We start from the raw sequence: 4,206 nt of genomic DNA on the forward strand, positions 1-4,206 counted from the left end.
CATGTTGGGTGGAGCGGACAATCCAAATGGTGAATTACTGTCTTATATCATTGGCGCTGACAACCTTGATAACCAGGCTGACGATCATCGCCTTCGCGTCCTGGTCCCTACACCTTTCAACACCGACAATGTTCTGGCCGATACCCAGTTTGGTTCGCTAACGCGCCCCGTGAACGACAGTGCAATGAACAACTGGCAGCAAGAAGGCTGGAAAGAAGCGCCGGTTCCGGTATGGAATATGCTCAACTATGCTGCCTTACAGGAAGGGCGTAACGGTCTGGCTGTCTTTAGCGAAGGGCTACGTGAATTCGAAGTCATCGGTGAAGAGAAGAAAACCTTTGCCATTACGTTGCTGCGTGGCGTGGGCTTACTGGGGAAAGAAGATCTGCTTTTAAGGCCTGGACGTCCTTCGGGAATAAAAATGCCGGTGCCCGATTCACAATTACGTGGCTCCTTTAGCTGCCGTCTGAGCTTATTTAGTTATACAGGTACGCCTTCGACCGCCGGTGTAGCCCAGCAGGCGCGTGCATGGCTGACGCCTGTACAGTGTTACAACAAAATCCCGTGGGATGCGATGAAGTTAAATAAAGCCGGATTCAATGTGCCGGAAAGCTATAGCTTGCTGAAAATGCCCCCTGTGGGATGCCTGATTAGCGCTCTTAAAAAAGCGGAAGACCGGCAAGAAGTGGTATTGCGACTGTTTAATCCGGCAGAATCGACAACCTGTGAGGCAACTGTCGCGTTCAGTCGTGAGGTGATTTCATGTACGCAAACGATGATGGATGAAAGCATCAGCACAGCGGAAAGAGATAATTTAAAGGAACTGGGGGCATTTTTACCGGGGCAGTCACGGACATTTAGCTACCGCCTTGGCTGATTATTGCGCTAAAAGTGTATCTAAGGGGGGCAATAATCTCAGGCCATCTTCGGATGGCCTGAGATTGTGATAAACAAGTTTGTTAGCTTACGCAGATACCAGATTTGACCTGCGTGAGAACCGCAGGCCATTTATCATTTCAGTTACCCCTTAAACGTTAACCACGGTCGAAATCTGACCGCAGGCTGAATTAATCCGGCTTCTTGTTGGGCTTCGATAACCGGACCAATATCTTTATAAGCAGCTGGCGCTTCTTCAAGACGTCGTTCTTCGCGTAATGTGACGCACTGCCACGGAAGCGTTGAATTGTCAGTCGCGTGCGCACGCATAGCCTGCCGTCGCTGGCTGCGTCCCGCTCCGTGACTGCATGACCACAGCCACTGCGGGTTGCCGCAACCGACCGCAAGCCACGAATAATCGCCCATTGAACCGGGGATTAGCGCCAGATCGCCCGCACGTGCTGGTGTTGCGCCTTTGCGATGAATATTCATTTCATGCTCGCGAAGGATGATGTTATGCGGCACATCCACCACCAGATGTGAATTATCCTGATGGAATAAATCGGCAAAACATACACGAATCATTTCCGCAATGGTCACGCGATTTAACCACGCGTAACGTGCCGCCATTCCCATCGCCAGTAGGTATTCCTCCGACAGTTTACCGTCCAGAGCATATAATCCGCTTTGTGGATGTTTATGCCCGGCAGGCCAGGCTGCACGGGCACGGTCCATCCAGCGTCGTCCGACGTAAAAGCCGACATCTCGTGATCCACTATGGATCATCACCACGACATCGCCCGTTTTCAGCCCTTGTTGCCAGGCCACATGGCGATCGACCACGCTATCCACCACCTGAAGTTCAATAAAATGATTACCTGAACCTGGCGTACCAAGACAAGGATCGCGGAGTAATGTGCGGTCCGTTGCCAGCAGGGCGGGTGGGGCATAACGAGAATGACTGTTATGCTCGTTCAGTCCAATGCAGCGGTCGATCTCTTGCGCCATTCGGGGGATATTTGTGCGTGTCCAGAGACCCGCTGATGGCAAGGTCGACACACAATCTGCCGGTCCACCATCAAAAAGCGCGGTGAACGCCTGTGCAGATAACGGAACATCGCGCTCATTTTGCAGTAGCACTTGCGTTAACCGCTGAGTAATGACGTCTTTATGCGCGTCGGCTTGCTCAAGAGTTAATCCGGTCGTCAGCAGCCGCATGCCACAAGAAATATCGGTGCCGATGGCGGCGGGAATGACTAAATCCGGCGTTGAGGCCACCACCGCGCCAACGGGGACGCCATTGCCGGGGTGAAAATCTGGCGTCGCGCACGTCTGGCGTACATAACCAGGATGGTCTGGTATCTTCACTTCTGCAAAATCAAGCAGTTGCGTCACTGCTTTTTCTTCCAGCGGCAGTTCGTCCGGCAGCAGTACGTGGGCACTGGCTCCTGATTGACGAGATAATGAGACAATATTGTTGGCGCGGGAAAATTGGATCCCTTTGCGCAGAAAGGCTTTATCAAGCCTTGAAAGATGATGCATAACGCTGTCCTGAAATATAGACGTCAAGAAACCCCCTGTACTGCGAGGGTAATTTTGTCTTTCCGGTCAGCAGCCAGCAAAAGGGAAAGAAAACGTGCGTAGTTTATGCATTTCGGGTGATTAAAACAAGATGAAGAGTTGCCTTCTCCAAAATAAGCAACTCATCATTGCATGATGAGTCATAGTTTGCCTTGTCTGTTCACCTTCATCTGAGGGTAGAAGAGAAATATATTTTTTAATTCCCTGTCGCGAGGTTAAATCGTTTAAATTTAATTACCCGAAATCAAGTGACATTGAGTCAATATTTAACAGGCAATGAAATCTTTGTTTTTCAGATTGTTAGATGTTTTCTTTAAGTACAGAAACGATGAAGATGAAAACTAATCGCATCAATCTCCATTCTGTTATTTATAGTGAATTTGATATCTTGCAATCTCATCACATTCATATGCTTAAATTAGAATGTATTTTGCAAACAATATCACTTTTTTGTCAGGGCAAATTATGCATATTAAAATTATCTTCAATCAGTGGTTTATATTTTAAATATATGTGCGCGATGAATATATTTAGTAACATTCATTCTCTTAAATTATGTGTTGAGGTTGTATAAATATCTCGATGGTAACCCGGCGCTGCTAACGATGAGGCTATTATCATTGGCATCATCTTGATGGCTAATTATGATGCGTAACGTGTGGTACTTGCCAATTTTGTATGCTGACCACAACTGAGCACTTAATATGGATATTGCAGCATCACAAAAATTGTTACAAGGATACGCAATTTGCACTACCTGAAACCATGGAGTAATGATAATTATCACATTCATAAATGTGATAACCGTTATTGATTTAATAATATTTTTATACGTTTGGAATCTAATAATCTGAACGGTGTTTTGCTTTTCGGATTAGTATCATCTTTGCTAAGATAATTACACCGGAGGTTTATTTCTTTAAATCATGATACTTATAAGCGTTTTATTGCTTCTCGCTTGTCATTACTTATAAGAGGTCATGTGTTTTTGATAATTTAAACTATTTTTAATGCATTCTTAGATGGACGACATTATGAGAGGAAAAATCCCCAAAACTGAACTGCTGGTAACTTTTGAAGTGGTGGCGCGGCATGAAAGTTATACCAGGGCGGCAGAGGAACTGGCATTAACCCAAAGTGCAGTTTTCAGGCAGGTTAACGCACTTGAAGAATTTTTACACACGTCGTTATTTGATCACGCTAAAAAACGCATTTTTCTCAATGCTGCTGGTAAGTATTACTTGACTATCGTTAAGGAAACGTTAAATAGACTTGAAAGAGACACTAATACTATTATGACCTGGCAGCCTACAGTCCAGGTTATCGAACTCGCGGTAAATCCTACTTTTAGCACCCACTGGCTTATTCCTAATTTACACGAATTTAATAAATTGCATCCCGATATTATTGTCAATATTCACTCGCTGGCAAATATTGGCGATTTTCTGAGCCGTGAGTACGATGCGGTCATTATGCGCGAAAATTTTTGCCCGCCGTGGTCCTGAGGGATCCCCATAAATCAGCGCTAATAAACCAACACCATATTCTGGTAGGTTTTGGCGAGATGATTAAGAACTGTGCTTAGCACTGTTCGTCTTAAAATTAGCGGGGAGTGTCGTAAGACATTCTTCGCTAACGTCAGATACGAGATTACCCGCCGTGCTTTAATGCTGTTGGCCTGATATCTCAGATGTAATCCTTTGTTTTCAGCATGATAGCCAATAAGCCACAGTACAATTGTACTCAGCG

Annotated in this window: 2 protein-coding genes and 2 pseudogenes; 2 read left to right on the forward strand and 2 right to left on the reverse strand. The window is 45.7% G+C overall.

Translation table 11 applies throughout. The features are described from left to right. Nucleotides 1-877, forward strand: an 877-nt coding sequence (locus A7090_RS22090; protein ID WP_274541183.1) for a glycosyl hydrolase-related protein, incomplete at its 5' end; no start/stop codon positions are given. A 143-nt stretch (nucleotides 878-1,020) separates the two neighbouring features. Here the strand turns inward: A7090_RS22090 and A7090_RS22095 are convergent. Next, complete coding sequence (locus A7090_RS22095; protein ID WP_105275531.1) at nucleotides 1,021-2,418, reverse strand: RtcB family protein; 1,398 nt, start codon at nucleotides 2,416-2,418, stop codon at nucleotides 1,021-1,023. A 1,073-nt stretch (nucleotides 2,419-3,491) separates the two neighbouring features. Between A7090_RS22095 and A7090_RS22100 the strand changes: the two are divergent. Continuing rightward, a pseudogene (locus A7090_RS22100) lies at nucleotides 3,492-3,959 on the forward strand (LysR family transcriptional regulator); the annotation flags it as partial. 23 nt (nucleotides 3,960-3,982) lie between these two features. Here the strand turns inward: A7090_RS22100 and A7090_RS22105 are convergent. Then, nucleotides 3,983-4,206 (reverse strand): annotated as a pseudogene (locus tag A7090_RS22105) (IS4 family transposase); the annotation flags it as partial.

The organism is Escherichia sp. MOD1-EC7003 (assembly GCF_002965065.1).
Lineage (GTDB): Bacteria > Pseudomonadota > Gammaproteobacteria > Enterobacterales > Enterobacteriaceae > Escherichia.